The sequence below is a fragment of the Steroidobacter flavus genome, from assembly GCF_042651805.1.
In the GTDB taxonomy this organism is placed as follows: domain Bacteria; phylum Pseudomonadota; class Gammaproteobacteria; order Steroidobacterales; family Steroidobacteraceae; genus Steroidobacter; species Steroidobacter flavus.
The window spans coordinates 332,188-350,640 of sequence record NZ_JBHSDU010000003.1 but is presented as its reverse complement, the minus strand read 5'-3'; the positions used below and the strand labels follow the sequence as shown (position 1 = coordinate 350,640).

The 18,453-nt window shown below is 62.2% G+C and carries 17 protein-coding genes; 12 read left to right on the top strand and 5 right to left on the bottom strand.

The window, feature by feature from the left end; genetic code table 11:
• Window positions 1–4 precede the first annotated feature (4 nt).
• From ACFPN2_RS07025 to ACFPN2_RS07015, 3 genes are all read left to right on the top strand, one after another.
• Entirely contained in the window at window positions 5–3,259 is a 3,255-nt protein-coding gene (locus tag ACFPN2_RS07025) for an amidohydrolase family protein (RefSeq protein WP_380595910.1), read from the top strand.
• Between the two features lie 230 nt (window positions 3,260–3,489).
• Complete coding sequence (locus ACFPN2_RS07020; RefSeq protein ID WP_380595909.1) at window positions 3,490–3,771, top strand: hypothetical protein; 282 nt, start codon at window positions 3,490–3,492, stop codon at window positions 3,769–3,771.
• Between the two features lie 128 nt (window positions 3,772–3,899).
• Window positions 3,900–4,382 carry a MarR family winged helix-turn-helix transcriptional regulator gene (locus ACFPN2_RS07015; protein ID WP_380595908.1) on the top strand — a complete coding sequence of 161 codons (483 nt, stop codon included), beginning with the start codon at window positions 3,900–3,902 and terminating at the stop codon, window positions 4,380–4,382.
• Here ACFPN2_RS07015 and ACFPN2_RS07010 read toward each other — a convergent pair.
• Genes ACFPN2_RS07010 through ftrA form a run of 3 tightly spaced genes read right to left on the bottom strand, consistent with a single transcriptional unit; the run spans window position 4,370 to window position 6,829 of the window.
• A complete protein-coding gene (locus tag ACFPN2_RS07010) occupies window positions 4,370–4,648 on the bottom strand; it encodes a Dabb family protein (RefSeq protein WP_380595907.1) in 279 nt (92 codons plus the stop codon). The genes ACFPN2_RS07015 and ACFPN2_RS07010 overlap by 13 nt on opposite strands.
• The gene (locus ACFPN2_RS07005; protein ID WP_380595906.1) at window positions 4,645–5,847 is read right to left on the bottom strand and encodes an MFS transporter; all 1,203 of its coding nucleotides are present in this window, start codon (window positions 5,845–5,847) and stop codon (window positions 4,645–4,647) included. Before ACFPN2_RS07005 ends, ACFPN2_RS07010 begins: the two co-directional genes overlap by 4 nt.
• Before the next feature lie 10 nt (window positions 5,848–5,857).
• The gene (ftrA, locus tag ACFPN2_RS07000; protein WP_380595905.1) at window positions 5,858–6,829 is read right to left on the bottom strand and encodes a transcriptional regulator FtrA; all 972 of its coding nucleotides are present in this window, start codon (window positions 6,827–6,829) and stop codon (window positions 5,858–5,860) included.
• Window positions 6,830–6,922: 93 nt separating this feature from the next.
• On the opposite strand from ftrA, the gene ACFPN2_RS06995 reads away from it, so the two are divergent.
• On the top strand, window positions 6,923–7,324 hold the full coding sequence (locus ACFPN2_RS06995) for a rhodanese-like domain-containing protein (protein ID WP_380595904.1): 402 nt from the start codon (window positions 6,923–6,925) through the stop codon (window positions 7,322–7,324).
• Entirely contained in the window at window positions 7,321–7,776 is a 456-nt protein-coding gene (locus ACFPN2_RS06990) for a GNAT family N-acetyltransferase (RefSeq protein ID WP_380595903.1), read from the top strand. Before ACFPN2_RS06995 ends, ACFPN2_RS06990 begins: the two co-directional genes overlap by 4 nt.
• On the opposite strand, the gene ACFPN2_RS06985 is transcribed toward ACFPN2_RS06990, so the two are convergent.
• Window positions 7,760–8,776 carry a GlxA family transcriptional regulator gene (locus ACFPN2_RS06985; protein WP_380595902.1) on the bottom strand — a complete coding sequence of 339 codons (1,017 nt, stop codon included), beginning with the start codon at window positions 8,774–8,776 and terminating at the stop codon, window positions 7,760–7,762. The two genes, ACFPN2_RS06990 and ACFPN2_RS06985, sit on opposite strands and share 17 nt — an antisense overlap.
• 74 nt (window positions 8,777–8,850) lie before the next feature.
• Here ACFPN2_RS06985 and ACFPN2_RS06980 point away from each other — a divergent pair, with 74 nt between their 5' ends.
• Genes ACFPN2_RS06980 through ACFPN2_RS06960 form a run of 5 tightly spaced genes read left to right on the top strand, consistent with a single transcriptional unit; the run spans window position 8,851 to window position 14,435 of the window.
• Window positions 8,851–10,101 carry a sarcosine oxidase subunit beta family protein gene (locus ACFPN2_RS06980; RefSeq protein ID WP_380595901.1) on the top strand — a complete coding sequence of 417 codons (1,251 nt, stop codon included), beginning with the start codon at window positions 8,851–8,853 and terminating at the stop codon, window positions 10,099–10,101.
• Window positions 10,101–10,385 (top strand): sarcosine oxidase subunit delta, encoded by a 285-nt coding sequence (locus tag ACFPN2_RS06975; protein ID WP_380595900.1) that lies wholly within the window; start codon window positions 10,101–10,103, stop codon window positions 10,383–10,385. The genes ACFPN2_RS06980 and ACFPN2_RS06975 overlap by 1 nt, the downstream gene beginning before the upstream one ends.
• Window positions 10,382–13,357, top strand: a complete 2,976-nt coding sequence (locus tag ACFPN2_RS06970; RefSeq protein ID WP_380595899.1) for a sarcosine oxidase subunit alpha family protein — start codon at window positions 10,382–10,384, stop codon at window positions 13,355–13,357. Before ACFPN2_RS06975 ends, ACFPN2_RS06970 begins: the two co-directional genes overlap by 4 nt.
• A 4-nt stretch (window positions 13,358–13,361) precedes the next feature.
• Window positions 13,362–13,973, top strand: a complete 612-nt coding sequence (locus ACFPN2_RS06965; protein ID WP_380595898.1) for a sarcosine oxidase subunit gamma — start codon at window positions 13,362–13,364, stop codon at window positions 13,971–13,973.
• Between the two features lie 42 nt (window positions 13,974–14,015).
• Window positions 14,016–14,435 carry a hypothetical protein gene (locus ACFPN2_RS06960; protein WP_380595897.1) on the top strand — a complete coding sequence of 140 codons (420 nt, stop codon included), beginning with the start codon at window positions 14,016–14,018 and terminating at the stop codon, window positions 14,433–14,435.
• On the opposite strand, the gene ACFPN2_RS06955 is transcribed toward ACFPN2_RS06960, so the two are convergent.
• Entirely contained in the window at window positions 14,430–14,813 is a 384-nt protein-coding gene (locus ACFPN2_RS06955) for a VOC family protein (protein WP_380595896.1), read from the bottom strand. The genes ACFPN2_RS06960 and ACFPN2_RS06955 overlap by 6 nt on opposite strands.
• A 453-nt stretch (window positions 14,814–15,266) precedes the next feature.
• On the opposite strand from ACFPN2_RS06955, the gene ACFPN2_RS06950 reads away from it, so the two are divergent.
• Together ACFPN2_RS06950 and ACFPN2_RS06945 are read left to right on the top strand one after the other, a co-directional pair.
• Window positions 15,267–15,539, top strand: a complete 273-nt coding sequence (locus tag ACFPN2_RS06950; protein ID WP_380595895.1) for a DUF4242 domain-containing protein — start codon at window positions 15,267–15,269, stop codon at window positions 15,537–15,539.
• 86 nt (window positions 15,540–15,625) lie between these two features.
• Entirely contained in the window at window positions 15,626–18,226 is a 2,601-nt protein-coding gene (locus ACFPN2_RS06945) for an ATP-binding protein (RefSeq protein WP_380595894.1), read from the top strand.
• Window positions 18,227–18,453: the final 227 nt, after the last annotated feature.

The following is an 18,453-nucleotide window of genomic DNA, read 5'->3' as shown; positions in this document are numbered from 1 at the left end:
ATCGATGAGTGGACGAAGCAACGCCCGGCGTGCGCTCACGCTCGCCGGAGCGCTGTGCGCCGTGTTTACGGCTCAAATCAGTGGCGCTGCCGATCAACAGCCGGCGTATCGCGACATCGACTTCACCGCGTCCGAAGGGACGTGGATGAGTCTCGACGTGAGCCCCGATGGCAAGACCATCGCATTCGATCTGCTCAACGATATCTATGTGATGCCCGCCGAAGGCGGCGCGGCCAAGCCCATTCACGCCGGCCCCGCCGTGCAACGCAGCCCGCAATTCAGCCCGGACGGCAAGTCGCTGGTGTATCTCAGCGATCAGACCGGCGCCGACAATATCTGGATCTCGGCGCTCGACGGCTCGAACGCGCGGCAGATCAGCAAAGAAAATCTGGCGATGATCACCGGGCCGGCCTGGTCGCACGACGGTCGTTCCATCGTCGCCATCAAAACTAACGCCAGCACGCACGAGATGAAGATGTCGGAGGTTCGCCGCTTCTTCCTCGACGGCGCGGCCGAGCAAGTCGTCGTGTCGCCGCCGGAGAGCGGTAAGGATGTGCAGGAGCCGCGGCTCGCATCCGACGGTCGCTATCTCTATTACACCGAGCGCAAAGGCGGTGAGCACTACGTGTACTTGAACACGGGGCTCAGCAACTTCGTCATTCGCCGGCTCGATATGCAAACCGGCGAGAGCCTGGATCTGATTGCTGGCTTCGGTAGCGCGACGACGCCCCAGGTGTCGCCCGATGCGAAGACGGTTGCATTCATTCGCCGCGTCGGTTCGAAGACCGTGTTATTCCGCTATGACGTGGCCGCCGGCACGCAGCATCCGGTGTATCAAGAGCTCGATCGCGATCTGCAGGGCGATTACATCCCGCAAGAGCATTACTATCCGGCGTTCGGTTGGTTTCCAGACAATCGTCACGTCGCGATCTGGGGTAAAGGTCAGCTGTTGAAGGTGGATGTGCAGACCGGCCAGGCGACGCAGATTCCGTTCCAGGCACCGGCTCACCATCGTATTCACAAGACACTGCGGACTCAGCTCGAGTCCGCGCCCAGTCAGTTCGACGTGCGTATCTTCAGGCAGCTCGCTGTTTCTCCCAGCGGTGAGCTGGTGTTTCGCGCACTCGGCAAGCTGTGGCGACAGGATCTGGCCGGTCAGCGCGCTCCGCAACGGTTGACGAAGTCAGTGCAGGCGGAGAGTGAGCCGATGTGGTCGCCCGACGGGCGCACGCTTGCCTACGTCGAGTGGAACGACGAGAAAGGCTCGACGCTCAAGCTGCGTTCTGCCAATGGCAAAGAAAAAGTGATTGCGAGCAGCCGAGGCGCGATTCGTCAGCCCACCTTCTCGCGCGACGGTCGTCGTGTTGCCTATCGCATCATGGATCCTGACAACGCGATGGGTGGCGCGGCGGATCGCGTCGGCATCTACATCGTGAACGCGGACGGCACCGGTGGAAAATTCCTCGGCGAAGCCAGCGGGCTCGCGCAGTTCTCGCCTGACGACAAGCGCATTTATTTCTTCGGCTCGCCCGACTTCGCCGGCCGCAAAGCTGTGCTGCTCCGGAGCATGGGTGTCGATGGCAAGGATGCTCGCGATGTCGCGTACTCCGAGACTGCCGATACAGGCGACTTCGTGCTCAGCCCGGACGCTCAGTGGCTGGCGTTCAAGGAATTCAACCAGCTGTATGTCATGCCGTACAAGGAGAGCGATCAGGCATTCAAAGTCACGGCTCAGGGAAACAGCGCGGCCCGACAGCTCACGGCGACGGATGGCTTCGAGCTGGTGTGGACGCCGGACTCCTCGAAGATGATCTGGATGCTCGGTCGGGATCTCTTTGTGAGCTCGCCCAGCGAACGCGGTGTCGTCGAGAAAGCTCAGCGAGCCATCGCTTTGAGCGTGAAAGGAGATGTTCCTGAAGGCACCGTTGCCTTCGTGAATGCGCGCATCCTGCCGATGACTCAGGAGAACGTCATCGAGCGAGGCGCAGTGGTCGTCGAAGGCAATCGAATCAAGGCGGTCGGTCCGATGGGTAGCGTCACGGTTCCGCGGGGCGCGAAGGTCATCGATCTCGGCGGCAAGACGCTCATGCCGGGAATGTTTGACGCGCACGGTCACATCGATTGTTGCTATATGACCGGGGTAACGCCGGTGAAGCGACCGACGCACTACGCCGCGCTGGCGTACGGCGTGACCACGAACTTCGATCCGTACTCGAACGAGCTCACGAGCTACGAAGCGACTGAGATGACGCAAGCGGGCGAGATGGTCGGGCCGCGCTGGCTGAGCACGGGCTTTGTGATCTACGGGCGCTCCGGCAAGCCGGATCGTGTGTTCAATCAGATCCGGAATCTCGACGATGCACGCGCCATCGTGAAGCGGAAGCAGGCGATCGGCGGCCACATTCTGAAGAGCTACAAGTTGACCACGCGCGAGCAGAAGCAATGGCTGTTACAGGCGGCCGCGGAAGGCGGCTTGATGGTCGATGCGGAAGGCGCCGGTCATTTCTATGACAACGTCAGCATGATTCTCGACGGCACCACCAACCTCGAGCACAACCTGCCGGTCGCGACGTACTACGACGATCTGTTGCAACTGTTCAAGAATGCGAAGATGTCCAGCACGCCGACCTTGATCGTCACCTTCGGCGAGCTGTTCGGCGAGAACTATATCTATCAGCACCAGGAGCCTTGGAAGGAAAGCAAGGTTCGCACTTATATTCCGGGCGTGAACAACGCGTACAACCCGATCACTGGCGCGGGCGAGGCGCCGCTGTACGTGCGTGGCATGCAGACCATTCACTATGCGGATGAGTTGTACGATGTGGGCTTCCGTTCGGTGGGGCGTTCCATCAAACGCCTCGACGATGCGGGCGTGACCATCAACGTCGGCTCGCACGGTCAATCCTCAGGCATCGCCATTCATTGGGAAATGCAGTTGCTCGCCGAAGGCGGCATGGCGCCGATGCGAATCCTGCGTGCCGCGACCATCAACGGCGCTCACACCTATGGCCTGGATCATCAGCTCGGCTCCATCGAGCCCGGCAAGCTGGCCGATCTGATCGTGCTGGATCGCGATCCGCTCGCCGACATCCGGAATACCAACAGCGTGCGTTACACCATGGTCAATGGCCGGCTCTACGACTCCGAGAGCATGAACGAGATCGGTAATTACAATCGGCCGCGTAGCAAGTTCTACTGGGAGCTTGGCGATCGCCATGGTGTCGACTGGAGCCCGGCCTGGACCGGGCACAGTCACTGAGCTCAATTGTGGATAGTCCGCACAGGCTGACGTGATTGGCACTACAGCTATAACCTACGTCAGCCTCGGATATTCCTTGCGAACTGTGCGCATGTCCACATGCAACTCCGCGAGTCGCTGCGCGTTTAGCACAGCGATGTCAGGCGCAACATCGATGAGGGAAGTTTCCCCTCCGCGATTCTCGCGGCGGGCCTCATAGAGAAGTCAACGCGCCACTCGAGGAGACTTTCATGGCGAACGAGCAGGATAGAAATCGGAATCAGCAGGCGGGCAGCGATCCCAATCGCAACCAGCAGCAACAGTCGTCACAGGGTAACAAGCAGCAAGGTCAGAACCAGGCCCGTCAGGATCAGCAAGGCGGCGGTTCGCGCTCGGGTCAGCAGAGTCAGGAAAGCGGACAACGCAATCAGCCCGGCCAATCGTCGGGTCAGATGCGCTCGCCGCAGCAAGGTGGCAGCGGCAACCGCACCGAGCAACAGGACCGGGATCAGGACAAGGATCGCAACCGCTGAGTCGATCGCAGCTACAGCCAGCCGAGCAATCGGCTGGCTTTTCATTGGGCGCTGTTATTTGTCTGGCGGCCGTGTGCTAGAGTGCCGCGCAGTTGCAGGGATCTGCGAAGAATAGCAACTGCGAAACAATGGCCAAATCGAACAAGCCGCTGCCGCCGCTCGACGAACGTATCTCCTTTCTCATCCATCGCATCAGCGCCCGGGTGTTCCTGATCTGTAATCCCTATTTCCGGGAATACGGTATCGATCTGCACAACTCGCGAATGCTGGTCATCCTGATGGAAGACGAGGAGGCGCGGGTCGGCGATCTGGTCAGCCGCATGGTGCTGCCTCAATCGACCATCTCTCACCAGATCCTGCAGCTGGAAAAACGAGGGCTGGTCAAGCGCAAGCGTGCCGAGGACGACAGCCGCTCGGTCACGGTGTCGCTCACCAAGAAGGGTCGGGAAGTCGCGCAACTGTGCAACACCCTGAGCACCGATGTTTATCAGGCCATGGTGGAAGGCATGTCGCAGACCGAGCTGAAGCAGTTGCGTCAGCAGCTCCGCGACATTTTCGATCGCCTGGACGCGTTCGATTCCGAGCGCCGCCTGGCAGATCAGACTTCGTAGTCCAGCACCCACCGTTCGGCCACCAGACTGCCGACTGTTTGTTTCACCGGCACGTGGACCGGGTGGTCGGCGTATGCATTCAGCGCCGCCCGGTCGGTGAACTCGCTGTACAGCCCGACGTCCACGGGTGAGTTCTCCGCGAAATTGACGCCCACTTCCAGGCTCAGCAGGCCTGGAATCTTGCCGCGCATGCTTTCCAGTTCCTGCTTGACGTGCGCCACGTCCGCCTTGTTCTTGAGCCGCCACAGGACGATGTGCTTGATCATTGCTCGCTCCGCTTCTGGGGCGGCGATAGTACCGCGAAGTCGTCGCGTTGAAGACGACGGAGTGCGAGGTACGCCGTCAGCAGCACCGACCAGCCTACGATCAGCACGACGGGGATCAGCTCCAATCCCCAGTACTGAACAATCACACCGCACAGCGCCGGCAATGCGGCCAGGCCCACGGCGCCCATGGATACTTGCAAGCCGACTGTGTTCGCCGTGTGTCGCGGCCCGACTCGTGCAGGAGTGGTTGCGATCAACGAGGGGAAGATCGGGCCGGCGGCAAATCCCATCAATGCGATGGCCACGGTGTCCACGATGGGGTGCAGGTCGAGCAGCAATGTCACGACGCCGGCGAGCGCTGCGATCATGCAGAGCTTCACGATCGATTCCGGGTTGACGTTCGACGGCAGGAACGCATAGCCCAGCCGGCTCGCGAACAATCCACCCCAATACAGAGTTACCGCCGTGCCCGCCGCTGCGGTGGCGATGCCACGAGCTTCGAATAACAACGAGAACACCCACGCGCCCGCCGCGGCTTCGCAGCCTGTGTAGATCAGGAACACCAGCAGTGAGAGCTGCACTTTGCCGAGCTGCAATGTCTCAACCAAACGTGCCGGTCGCAGATGTTCTTCATGTGCGGCGACCGGCGGTGGCCATTGCTTTCGGGACAGGATGAATGCGACCGCGAGCACGAGCTCGACGACGACAATGATTCGATAGCCGAGCTGCCATGGCCGTCCGGTCGTCAACACGGTGGTCATCAACGCCGGGCCTGCCGCCGCGCCGACGCCATAGAACGCGTGCAGTACATTGACCAGCCGCGCCGAATATCGAGTCGCGGCGTGAGTATTGATCGCCGCGTCGATGGCGCCTGCGCCGAAGCCCGTCAGCAAGCCAATGGCGACGAGCACCGTCCACGACGGCGCGAGGGTATAGCCGAATAGCGCGATGGCCGTCAGTGCGCATGAGAACGCGAGCAGGTCGCCAATGCCCATTCGACTCAGGATGACGCCGCTGGCCGTGCTCGCCATCACGGAGCCCACGGTCACAGTGATGAACAGCGGGCCCAGCGCATCTTGAGGCAACCCGAAGTGAGTGCGCAGCGCAGGCCACACAACACCGATCACCGCGTCCGGCAGGCCCAGCGCGATGAATCCAACGAAGCTCAGGACGAGCAGTAGCTTGTTCGGTCGTGACATGAAGCGACCGTCAGTTGCTCGCGAACTGGCGGCGATAGGTGGCCGGGCTGGTGCCGGCGACCCGGCGGAAGTGACGCCGGAATGTTTCTTGAGACTTGAACCCGACGGCCTCCGCGACCCGAGGCAGCGAATGGCGACCCGCTTGTAACATGTCCTTGGCCAGTGCGACGCGCTCGCGAATCAGCCATTCGTAGGGCCCAAAGCCGACCGTCTCCTGAAACTGACGTTGCAGCGTGCGAGGGCTCATGGAGGCGCGACGTGCCAGCGTTCGCAATGTGTGAGCTTGCGAAGGGTGCGCGCGAACCCAGTCGATCAGTTTCGACAGACGATTGCGCTCATCCTGCGGCATGGGGCGCGGCAGATACTGAGCCTGACCGCCTTCGCGATGAGGCGGGATGACCAGGCGTTGCGCGACCTGATTCGCGATCCGGGCGCCATAGTCCCGTCGCACGAGATGCAGCAGCATATCCAATCCCGCAGCGGAGCCGGCCGAGGTGAGCACCTGTCCCGAATCGATATAGAGGGAGTTGGGTTCCACCGTCACGGTTGGATAACGTTTGCTCAGGCGCTCGGCGTAGCGCCAATGAGTCGTGACCGTCCGGCCGTCGAGCACGCCGGCAGCAGCGAGCACGAACACACCCGAGCAGATCGTGCAAAGGCGTGCGCCTCGCTCATAAGCGGCGCGAATCCGACGAAGCAGGGCAGGCGGCGGGAGTTCGTCCGCATTCCGCCAGCCGGGAATCACAATGGTGTCAGCCTCATCGAGCAACGACAGCGAGTTCGGCACCCGGACCTCGATGCCGCCCGCAGCACGTAACGGCCCGCGTTCAGCCGAGCACACCGCGAAGTCGTACCACTCAACGCCCAGCTCCGGCCGGTCGAGCGCGAACAGCTCGACGACACAGCCGAATTCGAAGGTGCACAGGCCGTCGTAGGCCAGGGCGACGACGCGGTGACGAGTGGAGCGGGTCTTTTTGCTCATGGCGCGATGTTACCGATCTATGGCGTCGGCGCCAGTGGGGCTGGGGTGCGATTTTGCGCAGAATGCCTACATCAACCGAGCCTGGAGGCCCTTATGACAACCGCCGTCACCGCCGTCGCACCCGCCAGCAGCGAGCGCGCCCTGAAGCACTTCGAGACTGCGCTCGAGTTTGAAACCGACTGTTGGGACGTGCACGACGTCATGTCCAATGGCAAACAGGATTTCGTGCTGCTCGATGTGCGCAGTCACGCGCTGTACGAAAAAGGCCATGTGCCGGGCGCGGTGAGCCTGCCGCATGGAAAGATCATCGAAGGAACGCTGCGGGACTATCCGTCCGACACGGTGTTCGTGGTGTACTGTGCAGGTCCTCACTGCAACGGCGCGCACCGTGGCGCGATCCGACTGGCGCGGCTCGGCCGCCCCGTGAAGTTGATGATCGGTGGCATCACCGGCTGGCTGGATGAAGGCTTCACTTTGGAGACCGGCAGGAAATGATTCGTCGTGCTCGAGCTTCGGACGCGCCGCAGTTACTGTCGCTGATGCGAGGCCTGGCGCGCTTCGAGGGCTATGACGATCGGTTCGCGGTGACCGTTGACGCGCTCATCGAGCGCGGCTTCTCACCACACCGTGCGCCGGAGTTCACCGCGTGGGTTGCCGAACTCGACGGCGCGCTCGTCGGCTATGCGGTGATCTACGTGATTCCTTACACGTTCGATTTGCGACCGACCGTTGTGTTGAAGGAGCTGTTCATCGACGAAGCGGCGCGCGGGAAGAACTTCGGCCACGGCCTCATGGATGCGGTGATCGAGCACGCACGCTCACTGAATGCGAGGATGATCCGTTGGCAGGTGCTGCCGGATAACGAGCCGGCGAAGAGTTTCTATCGTCAGCACGGCGGGGCGGTGGACGCCGATTGGGAGAACTGGTTTATCAACTTGGATCAGTGACGCGTCGGTCGCGCTCACGGGCGTCGCGAGGTGTCGCGCCGAAACTGCGACGAAAGGCGCGCGAGAATTGGCTGGCGGACGCGAAGCCTGTGGCCAGCGCGACTTCGAGAATGGACAGCGAGGTTTCGCGCAGCAGCTGCCTGGATCTGGCGAGCCGCACGGCAAGATAGTGCTCATGAACGCCGCGCCCCAGCTCGCTATTGAACGATCGCTCGAGCTGCCGGAGCGATACGCCCGCGAGCGTCGCGAGTCGATCGCGTGACAGCGGCGTTTCGATGTGTGTTTCCATCGCGCGCAACGCCTTGAGCAGTTTCGCGTCGCTGACGCCGAGCCGAAAGCGCAGATCCATCCGTTGCGGGCCTGCGCCTTCTCTCACATGCGTATGTAACAGCCAATCGCTGACAGCGGCGGCTAACTCATGTCCGTGATCGCGGGTGATCAACGCCACCATCATATCGAGGCCGGCGACGCCACCCGAACACGTCGCGCGATTGCCGTCGAACTCGAATAGCGAGCGGGTCAGTTTCACATCGGGGAACGCTTCCTGAAACGCGGGCAAATGTTCCCAATGGACGGTGCAGCGTCGACCGGACAGCAGGCCGGCCTTGGCGAGGATAAACGGGCCGCCAGAGATGCCCCCGATGTTGATGCCGCGGGCCGCGAGTTTCTTCAGCCAGCTGAACGTACGGCGATCGTTGAAGGTCGCTGGATTGCCGCCGGCACACACCAACATGAGATCGAGCGAGCCCACGTCGGCGCCGAACTTGAAGTCCGGCAGCACGGCGGCTCCATTCGAAGCCAGCGCGGGCTTGTCGGCCGGCGCGGCATTCCACCATTTATAAAGTGTTTTGCCAGCCAACACGTTGGCGGCGCGCAGCGGCTCGACCGCAGCGGCATAGCTCATCAACGCAAAGCCGGGAATCAACAGGAAGCCCACCGATTCCACCGGTGGCGCGGCGCCTGGCAATTCGCTCGGCAATGCTTGGGGTCGCGGCACCATGGCGGAAACTGTACAGACCGTGTCGTAAATGAGCAATTGTGGCGATGACCTCTACTCAAGAATGGTCAGCACAAATGCGCTATTCCATTTTTAGTCTCATGCGCCAGGCCTTGCGGGGGCATGCTGATTGGACCCCCGCTTGGCGCGATGCTGCCCCCAAACGCGCGTATGACGTCATCATCGTCGGCGGTGGCGGGCACGGGCTCGCGACGGCTCACTATCTTTCCAAGGTGTATGGCATCGCCAACGTCGCCGTGCTCGAGAAGGGCTGGATCGGCTCGGGCAACGCCGGTCGTAACACCACCATCATTCGTTCCAATTATCTGTTACCCGGCAATGTGCCGTTCTATGAGCTCTCGATGCAGCTCTGGGAAGGGCTGGAACAGGATCTGAACTACAACGCCATGGTCAGTCAGCGTGGCGTGCTGAATTTGTATCACTCGGACGCACAGCGCGACGCCTACGCGCGACGGGGCAACGCGATGCGCATGCATGGCATCGACGCCGAGCTGCTCAATGCGAACGCGGTTCGACGCATGGCGCCGTTCCTGGATTTCGACAACGCTCGCTTTCCGATCCACGGCGGTTTGTTACAACGGCGCGGCGGAACGGCACGCCATGACGCCGTCGTCTGGGGTTACGCACGCGCTGCCAGCGATCGTGGCGTGGACATCATCCAGAACTGCGAAGTCACGGGCTTCATTCGCGAAGCCGGGCGCATCACCGGCGTGACGACTTCGCGCGGCGAGATCAAAGCGGCGAAGGTCGGTCTCGCGGTAGCAGGCAACACCTCGCGGCTGACGAGCCTGGCCGGTCTGCGGCTGCCTATCGAAAGTCACGTCCTGCAGGCATTTGTATCGGAGTCGATCAAGCCGCGGATTCCCGGCGTGATCACGTTCGGCGCCGGACATTTCTATGTGAGCCAGTCGGACAAGGGCGGGCTGGTCTTCGGCGGCGACATCGATGGTTACAACTCCTACGCTCAACGCGGCAACCTTCCGACGGTTGAAGATGTTTGTGAGGGCGGCATGGCCATCCTGCCGTCGCTGGGGCGAGTGCGTGTGCTGCGTTCGTGGGGCGGCGTGATGGATATGTCGATGGACGGCTCGCCCATCATCGATCGCGCGCCGCTGCCCGGCCTGTATCTGAATACCGGCTGGTGCTACGGCGGCTTCAAGGCGACGCCGGCGTCGGGCTGGTGTTTCGCTCATCTGCTGGCTCGAGATGAGTTGCATGAAGTCGGGCGGGACTATCGCCTCGACCGCTTCGCCACCGGCCATCTCATCGACGAAAAGGGGCAGGGCGCGCAGCCCAATCTGCACTGATGCGTATTCAATGTCCTTTCTGCGGCGAGCGGGACTCGAGCGAGTTCACCTATCTGGGCGACGCAACGGTGCGCCGTCCCGATCCCGGCGCGCCGGAACAGTTCTTCGAAGCGGTCTATCTGCGTGACAACCCGGCCGGCCGCCACGAGGAGCTGTGGTATCACGGCTTCGGGTGCCGCAGCTGGCTGCGGGTGACTCGCGATACACGCACGCATGAAATATTCGCTGTCGAGATGTGTAACGAGGGGACGACCGAGGCAAGCAAGGAAGCCGTACGCGCATGAATGCTCAGTCGCATCGGCTCGGCACAGGCGGATTGATCGATCGCCAGCGTGCGCTGACGTTTCAGTTCGATGCTCGCTGCTTCACGGGATATGCCGGCGATACATTGGCTTCGGCGCTGCTGGCCAATGGCGTCAAGCTGGTCGGCCGCTCTTTCAAATATCACCGCCCGCGCGGCATTCTCACCGCCGGCTCCGAAGAGCCGAACGCACTCGTTGAGCTGCGAACCGGCGCGCGTCGCGAGCCCAACACGCGCGCCACCGTAGTTGAGCTGTTCGGTGGCTTGGAAGCCAGCAGCCAGAATCGTTGGCCATCGCTCGCGTTCGATGTCGGCGCGATCAACTCGCTGCTCTCGCCCATCTTCGTCGCCGGCTTCTACTACAAGACTTTCATGTGGCCGGCGGCATTCTGGGAAAAGGTTTACGAGCCGCTGATCCGCCGGGCCGCCGGTCTGGGCCGAGCGAGCGAACAGATAGACCCTGACACCTACGAGAAGCCGCATGCGTTTTGCGATGTGCTGGTCGTCGGCGGCGGTGCCGCTGGATTGGCCGCGGCGCTCACAGCAGGGCGATCCGGCGCTCGCGTCATTCTCTGCGACGAAGACTTCGTGCTGGGCGGTCGCTTGAATGGGGATCGTCGCGAGATCGACGGCATCAGCGGTGCTGATTGGGCGCAGCGTGTGGCGGCCGAGCTCGAATCCTTGCTTGACGTGAGAGTGATGCGTCGAACGACTGTGTTCGGTGCTTACGATGGCAACACGTTCGGCGCACTCGAACGTGTCTCGGATCATCTGCCGACACCGCCGTCCCATCAGCCGCGTCAGCGTATGTGGAAGATCGTGGCGAAGCGCGTTGTGCTGGCGACCGGCGCCATCGAGCGTCCGCTGGTTTTCGGTGACAACGACCGACCTGGGGTGATGATGTCCGCCGCCGCGCGCACGTATCTGCATCGATACGGCGTTGCTGTCGGCCAGAGTCCGGTCGTGTTTACAGCGACGGATGACGGCTGGGCGACGGCATTCGATCTGGCTCGCGCCGGCATCGCGGTTCGGGCCGTTGTCGATACCCGAACAAAGATATCGGCATCGCTACTCACTGACGCGAAGCAGACCGGGATCTATACGTTGCTCGGTTCGCAAGTCATTGCCACGCACGGCTCGCACGGGCTGACTCGCGTTACAGTTCGAAAGCACGATGGCGGGATAGAGCACTTGAAGACCGACGTGCTGTGCATGTCCGGCGGGTGGAGTCCAAACATCGCCTTGTCGACGCATCTCGGCGGCCGGCCGCGCTGGAGCGATGAGCTTTCGGTTTTTCTTCCGAGTGACTTGCGTGGCGCGATGGTCGCAGGCGCGGTGCACGGCTCGTTCACGCTTGCCGCTGCGCTGAGAGAAGGTGCGGCCGCGGGCGCTGAAGCCGCTCGGTCCGTCGGTCACGAGGCACCGGCTTGGTCAGCACCGAAAGTGGACGATGAGTTATCCGCCGTCACACCGTGCTGGCGTGTCGCCGATTCAAAAGGCAAAGCCTTCGTCGACTTTCAAAACGATGTGACGTCTGACGACGTGACGCTCGCCGCGCGCGAAGGGTTCACTTCGGTCGAGCACCTGAAGCGCTACACGACGCTCGGCATGGGCACCGATCAAGGTCGCACGTCGAATATCAACGGCCTCGCGTTTCTGGCAGAAGCGACCGGGCGAACGATTCCTGAAGTGGGCACGACGGTGTTTCGGCCGCCCTATACGCCGGTCTCGTTCGGCGCGTTCGTGGGACATCATCGCGGCAAGGAGTTTCGGCCGACGCGTCTTACCGCCGGTCATCGCTGGGCCACGGAGCGGGGCGCCACTTTCGTCGAGGCGGCGCAGTGGCTGCGAGCGCAGTGGTTTGCGGAGCCGGGCGAGACCGACTGGCTGCAAACCGTCAACCGCGAAGTGAAGTCGGTGCGTTCGAGTGTCGGCGTGTGCGATGTATCGACGCTGGGCAAGATCGACATCCAGGGCAAGGACGCCGCGACCTTCCTCGATCGCGTTTACATCAACATGATCTCGACACTGCCGGTCGGCAAGACCCGCTACGGCATCATGTTGCGTGAAGATGGGTTCGTCATGGATGACGGCACGACAGCTCACATCGCGCCCGGCCACTATGTGATGTCGACGACGACCGTGAACGCCGGCAAGGTCATGCAGCACCTGGAGCATGCGAGGCAGGTGATCTGGCCGGAGCTGGACGTACAGATCGTGTCAGTCACCGAGCAATGGGCGCAGTACGCGATTGCAGGGCCGAACTCGCGGCGCTTGTTGGAACGATTGCTCGGTGACGCCATCGATGTTTCCAACGAGGCGTTCCCTTATCTGGCCTGCGCCGAGTTCTCCTGGCGTGGCATGCGAGCTCGTTTGTTCCGCGTCTCGTTCTCGGGTGAGTTGGCTTTCGAACTGGCGGTGCCCGCGCGCTACGGCGACGCCACCATTCGTGAGCTCATGGCGGTGGGCAAAGAGTGGGGCGTCATTCCCTACGGCACCGAAGCGCTCGGTGTAATGCGCATCGAGAAAGGTCACGTCGCCGGGAATGAGTTGAACGGCATGACGACCGCGGCCGATCTGGGCTTGGGACGCATGATGTCGACGAAGAAGGATTTCATCGGCCGCGTGCTCGCGGGGCGGCCAGGCTTGGTGGATGCGAATCGAGCCACGTTGGTGGGCCTCAGGCCCGTGGATCGAAGCAAACGGTTGTTCGCTGGCTCGCACTTCCTGGCGATGGGGGCGAAGGTGGCGTTGAGCAACGATCAAGGCTATCTCACCTCCGTCGCATTCTCGCCGATGCTCGGTCATTGGATCGGCTTGGGTTTGCTCGCTCGAGGGCAAGCCCGCGTCGGCGAACGGCTCCGCGCATACGACCCGCTGCGTAGTGGCGAAACCGAAGTCGAAGTCGTCGCGCCTGTGTTCTTCGATCCCGAAGGCGCACGCTTGAAAGGTTGAGGGCATGACTCACTCACAGCTGAAACTCGAGCCGCGCGCGGCCTTTGCGGATCTACCTGTCAAAGCGGCGGGCCGTGGTGTGGTCGTGCAAGAGCGCGATGAAATGGGCCTCGCGTCGGTGCTGGCCAGGCGCGGACACCATGACTCTTTGATGAAGCAGGTGCGCGAGCGTTTTGGCATCGATCTGCCACCTGGTCCACGACGCTCGGCTGCGGGCGACTGCGCGTTCATCGCGTCGGGGCCGGGTGCCTGGTTTGCGACAGTAGAAGGGGCAGGTAACGGATTTGTCACATCGTTGACCGATGCGCTCGGCGAGTACGCGGCCATTGCCGATCAGAGTGACGGCCAGGCGGTGCTGCGAGTGTCGGGGCCGAAGGCGCGTGAGGCGCTTTGCAAGCTCGTGCCCATCGATTTGCATCCGCGCATATTTCGAAGCGGCGATGTGTCCGTCACCGCTGCTGCCCATATCGGCGCCACGCTCTGGCGGCTCGACGATGACCCGAGCGGACACGCGGTGTTCGAAATTGCGGTGTTCCGCAGCCTTGCCGAAAGCTTCTGGACCGCGTTGTCGGAAAGTGCCGCCGAATTCGGCGTCGAGATGAACGGTCGCGACTAGCGGGTGCTGGCGAAACCGCCGGCAGGCTTCTACTCTTGCGGTATGCCGAACATCAGCATCCGCGCGGTCATTCTTGCAACTCTTGCCGTCCTGGGCGTCGACATCATCTCCGGCATGCTGTTGACACAGATGTTCGGCGGCCCGGGGTTCGACTCCAATCTCTCGCAAGACGAAATCCGGCGCGCCTATCAAGTGTTGATGCAGGATGTGCGCTACCTGACGTTGGGCATGATTCTGGGCACCGCGTCCACCGTGCTCGGCGGCTATCTCGCCGCTCGGCTTGCGCGCAGCATGCCGTATTTCAACGCACTGGCGTTCGGCGTGCTCGGCATGCTGATCAGCATGATCGGCACGGGCGATCTGCCGATGTGGTTCAAAATCCTCGGACTGATCTTGAGCCTGCCCGCCGCCGTGCTCGGCGGCCACATCGCCAAGCTGCGGATGAGCAAGCCCGCGTCATGAGCCGCTGCCGTACGGCCGTGTGATGATTTCCAGGTAGTGGCCGTTCGGGTCGTTCCAGTACACGCCGCGGCCGCCGTCATGGCGATTGATCTCGAACGGGCGGGAGTGCATCGGGTCGGCCCAGTAGTCCAGCTGGCGTTGCTGGATGCGCCCGAAAATCACATCGAATTCGCTTTCGCTCACCAGGAACGCGTAATGCTCGATGAGGGGCACGGGGTCGCAATCGATGTAGTCGAGCGTCACACCATTCTGCAACTGGACCGTCCAGAACGGGCCGAACCGCCCCGGCTCGGCCAGCCCGAGCAGCTCCGAGAGAAACGTCGCCGAGGCCCTGGCATCCCTGGCGTGCACGATGGTGTGGTTGAGCTGAATGGCCATGCGAACCCCCGTCTTTCGTGAAGATACATCGCCCGGCGCGAGCGCGCACCTAATGGGATTTTCACTTGCCGCTCCGCGTCGTCTGTCGTAGAAGTTTGGCAACGAAGCCCGGCTTCGGTCCCGCGAGGGATAAGCGATGTGGAGATGTGATGTTCTGGTCCGATGATTACGCTCGTTCAGCGGCGCGTCGCGCCGCGCTCCCGAATGCCTGGTCCATCGATGATGTTCGTCGCCTGAGAGAGCTTGCCGCCCGCAATCTGTCGATCGATGCCATTGCGACTACCCTGGGCCGCTCGCCTTCCGCGATCAGGAATAAAGCCGGTTTGCACGGCATTTCGCTGCGTGCCCGAGGGCTGACCAAAGTCAGGTCTGCAATATAGGCAATCCCGCCGTATTGTCCGGCGGGGCGGATTCGTATCGTGACGGGGCACTTCCAATCTATAGGAGACGATCATGCCCCGTTATCTGATTGAACGTACTTTCCCGGACGGTCTCGGTCTGCCCACCAATGCCGAAGGCGCCAAAGCGGCGTCGTCGGTGATTGCGAACAACGCCCAGGAGGGCGTGACCTGGATCCATTCCTATGTGACCCCGGATCGAAAAAAGACCTACTGCATCTACGACGGTCCGTCGCCCGAGGCGATCCGGTCCGTGGCCGGCCGCAATGGCTTGCCCATCGACCGTATCTCTGAAGTCCGGGTGCTCGATCCTTACTTCCTGTTCTGATCGGGGCTCACGCCCGGGACTCGCTCACCGCGCTATGATCCCGCAACTTTTCGCGGATCGACGGCGTCGGCGTGGCGGGCCCGGGCATGAAGCTGTTGGAGCGGGATGAACTGCTGACCTCGCTACAGGTGCTGCTGCGCAATGCCGCCGCGGGCCAGGGCAGCTTGTTGTTTCTCGAAGGCGAGGCCGGCATCGGCAAGACGTCGTTGTTGCGAGCCTTCGCCGAATCCCAACGTGCTCAGGTGCCGGTGTATTGGGCTGGCTGCGACGCGTTGCAGACGCCGCGGCCGCTCGGTCCTCTGTTCGATATCGCCGGGCAAATCCAAGGCGAATTGCAAATCGCGCTCAACAGCAACGTCGAGCGTCTGCAAATCTTCAGTAGTTTTCTGACCGAGCTGGCGCGTCCGCCGGCGTTGATCGTGCTCGAGGACTTACATTGGGCGGACGAAGCGACGCTGGATTTCCTGCGTTATGTCGGCCGACGCATCGGTCGCACTCACTCGCTGCTCGTCGTGAGTTTTCGTAGTGACGAAGTGGGGCCGTCGCACGCGTTACGTCTGGTGCTCGGCGATCTGGCCACCAGCGGTGCGAAACGCCTGTCGCCGCAACCTTTATCGGTGGCCGCCATTCAAGAGCTGATTGGCGATCGCGATGTCGATGCCGCCGAGTTGAAAACAAAGACCGGCGGCAATCCTTTCTTTGTGACTGAAGTCGTTGCCGCGGGTGGCGTTGCGATGCCGGCGACGGTGCGAGATGCCGTGCTCGCTCGCGCTGGCCGCTTGCGGCCCTCGGCACGAGCGATTCTCGATGCCGCTGCTGTCGCTGGCCCACGGATCGAACCGTGGTTGTTACAAGAGCTGACCGCGGCGGAGAGTGGCTGGATTGACGAGTGCCTTGCCACTGGCGTGCTGTGTGCACAGAACGGGGCCTTCATGTTTCGTCATGAGCTGGCTCGCGAAGCTGTGCTCGACGCGTTGACTCCCACGAAAGCCATGAGCCTGCATCGTATGGTGTTGCAGGCATTGCAATCGCGTTCGACGCCGGATCTCGCTCGGCTTGCTCATCATGCCGAAGGGGCCGCGTTTGAAGATGCCGTGTTAAAGCTGGCACCGGCCGCGGCCCGTGAAGCGGCGGCGAAGGGCGCGCATCGACAAGCGGCTCAGCAGTTCGCACGAGCGCTGAAGTTTGCGACGGCGCGGACCGCGCAGCGCGCGGCATTACTCGATGACTATGCCGCTGAATGTCAGCTCAGTGGAATGGTGAGCGATGCTATCGACGCGCGACGAAGCGCTGTAACTCTCTGGCAAGACCTCGGCGAGCGCGGTAAGCAAGCGATCTCACTTGCGCGGCTCGCGCATGCGTTGGTGGTTTCTGGAAAGAATGCTGAAGGCGAGGCGACGATGCGTGAGGCGGTGTCGTTGATCGCTGATGATTCGTCGGGCGTAGCTGCGGTTGTGGTGCGTCGCTGGGCGGCACACTTGCGCATGCTCGATCGCGATGTGGCTCAGGCCATTCAAGAAGGCGAGCTGGCCAAGGCGGCCGCGGAACAACTCGGCGATCGGGAGTCCATCGTTCACTGTCTCAATACCATCGGCTCGTCACTCATCCTTGCCGGCCAGGTCGATGAGGGCTGCGCGCAGTTGGAGCGCAGCCGCGCTCTCGCTGAAGAGATTCGGTCGGATTCGTGGGTTGCGAGTGCGTTCGTCAATTTAGGGTCGGCGTGTGGCGAAGTTTATCGATTCGATCTCGCTGACAACTACCTGCGTCAGGGCATCGATTTTTGCAGCGAGCGCGACATCGATTTTTCGCGGCTGTATCAATTGGCCTGGCAGGCGCTGGTGTGGATGTATCGCGGGCGGTGGACGGAAGCGTCCGGCACCGCGCATGTCGTGCTCGCTGACCGGCGATCGCCGGTGATTGCTCGTATCACTGCGTTGATTGCGCTGGGGCGCGTGCGAGCGCGTCGTGGCGATCCCGCCGTGTGGGAAGCTTTGCATGAAGCGCAGGAGTTGGCTGGAAACACCGGAACTTTGCAACGAGTTGCATTGATGCAGGCAGCGCGAGCCGAGGCTGCGTGGTTCGAAGGACGGACTGCTGAAGCGGCGAGCGAAGGATGCGCGGGCGTCGAGTTGGCAGTCCGCAAAAAACATCAGTGGTTTGCGTCGGAGCTGTTGTTCTGGTGTTGGCAGGGGGATGGCTCGCTGCCGGGCGGCCTGCCTGAGTTTTGCGTTCAGATGCCGTTCGCCATGGAGATTTCCGGTCGCTGGCGCGAAGCTGCGGAGAAGTGGCGCGCACTGAAGTGTCCGTTCGAGGCGGCGCGGGCGATGATGGAGGGCGACGAGCCGGCGCAACGGGAGGCGCTGACGGTGTTCGAATCCTTCGGCGCGCGGCCCATGATTGAACGGATGCGTTACAAGCTACGCTCCGCTGGCGTTCGTGGATTGCAGCGAGGGCCGAGAGAAAGTACGCAGAACAATCTGGCCGGTTTGACTACGAAAGAAATCGAAGTGCTCGGCCTGCTGTCGCAGGGGCTGAGGAATAAGGAGATTGGCGAGCGATTACATCGTTCGTCGAGGACCATCGATCATCACCTGGCCTCGATCTTTACCAAGCTCGATGTTTCTACTCGAGCCGAGGCGGTGAGCGCGGCCTACCGCCTCGGGATTATTTCAGCGAAGGCGCCGTAACGTTACCACGTTTCTCCGGCTGTCGGCGAAGGTGCCGTAACGCTACTGCGTTTGTCCGGCTGTCGGCGAAGGCGCTGTAACGTTACCGCGTTTGTCCGGCTGTCGGCGAAGGCGCCGCAACGTTACCGCGTTTGTCCGGCTGTCGGCGAAGGCGCCGCAACGCTACTGCGTTTCTCCGGCTGTCGGCGAAGGCGCCGTAACGCTACTGCGTTTCTCCGGTTGTCAGC

What these genes read in the sequence shown, in the direction of transcription:
- ACFPN2_RS07025 (WP_380595910.1), top strand. Translation starts at nt 5, where the DNA reads ATGAGTGGACGAAGCAACGCCCGGCGTGCGCTCACGCTCGCCGGAGCG.
- ACFPN2_RS07020 (WP_380595909.1), top strand. Translation starts at nt 3,490, where the DNA reads ATGGCGAACGAGCAGGATAGAAATCGGAATCAGCAGGCGGGCAGCGAT.
- ACFPN2_RS07015 (WP_380595908.1), top strand. Translation starts at nt 3,900, where the DNA reads ATGGCCAAATCGAACAAGCCGCTGCCGCCGCTCGACGAACGTATCTCC.
- ACFPN2_RS07010 (WP_380595907.1), bottom strand. Translation starts at nt 4,648, where the DNA reads ATGATCAAGCACATCGTCCTGTGGCGGCTCAAGAACAAGGCGGACGTG.
- ACFPN2_RS07005 (WP_380595906.1), bottom strand. Translation starts at nt 5,847, where the DNA reads ATGTCACGACCGAACAAGCTACTGCTCGTCCTGAGCTTCGTTGGATTC.
- ftrA (WP_380595905.1), bottom strand. Translation starts at nt 6,829, where the DNA reads ATGAGCAAAAAGACCCGCTCCACTCGTCACCGCGTCGTCGCCCTGGCC.
- ACFPN2_RS06995 (WP_380595904.1), top strand. Translation starts at nt 6,923, where the DNA reads ATGACAACCGCCGTCACCGCCGTCGCACCCGCCAGCAGCGAGCGCGCC.
- ACFPN2_RS06990 (WP_380595903.1), top strand. Translation starts at nt 7,321, where the DNA reads ATGATTCGTCGTGCTCGAGCTTCGGACGCGCCGCAGTTACTGTCGCTG.
- ACFPN2_RS06985 (WP_380595902.1), bottom strand. Translation starts at nt 8,776, where the DNA reads ATGGTGCCGCGACCCCAAGCATTGCCGAGCGAATTGCCAGGCGCCGCG.
- ACFPN2_RS06980 (WP_380595901.1), top strand. Translation starts at nt 8,851, where the DNA reads ATGCGCTATTCCATTTTTAGTCTCATGCGCCAGGCCTTGCGGGGGCAT.
- ACFPN2_RS06975 (WP_380595900.1), top strand. Translation starts at nt 10,101, where the DNA reads ATGCGTATTCAATGTCCTTTCTGCGGCGAGCGGGACTCGAGCGAGTTC.
- ACFPN2_RS06970 (WP_380595899.1), top strand. Translation starts at nt 10,382, where the DNA reads ATGAATGCTCAGTCGCATCGGCTCGGCACAGGCGGATTGATCGATCGC.
- ACFPN2_RS06965 (WP_380595898.1), top strand. Translation starts at nt 13,362, where the DNA reads ATGACTCACTCACAGCTGAAACTCGAGCCGCGCGCGGCCTTTGCGGAT.
- ACFPN2_RS06960 (WP_380595897.1), top strand. Translation starts at nt 14,016, where the DNA reads ATGCCGAACATCAGCATCCGCGCGGTCATTCTTGCAACTCTTGCCGTC.
- ACFPN2_RS06955 (WP_380595896.1), bottom strand. Translation starts at nt 14,813, where the DNA reads ATGGCCATTCAGCTCAACCACACCATCGTGCACGCCAGGGATGCCAGG.
- ACFPN2_RS06950 (WP_380595895.1), top strand. Translation starts at nt 15,267, where the DNA reads ATGCCCCGTTATCTGATTGAACGTACTTTCCCGGACGGTCTCGGTCTG.
- ACFPN2_RS06945 (WP_380595894.1), top strand. Translation starts at nt 15,626, where the DNA reads ATGAAGCTGTTGGAGCGGGATGAACTGCTGACCTCGCTACAGGTGCTG.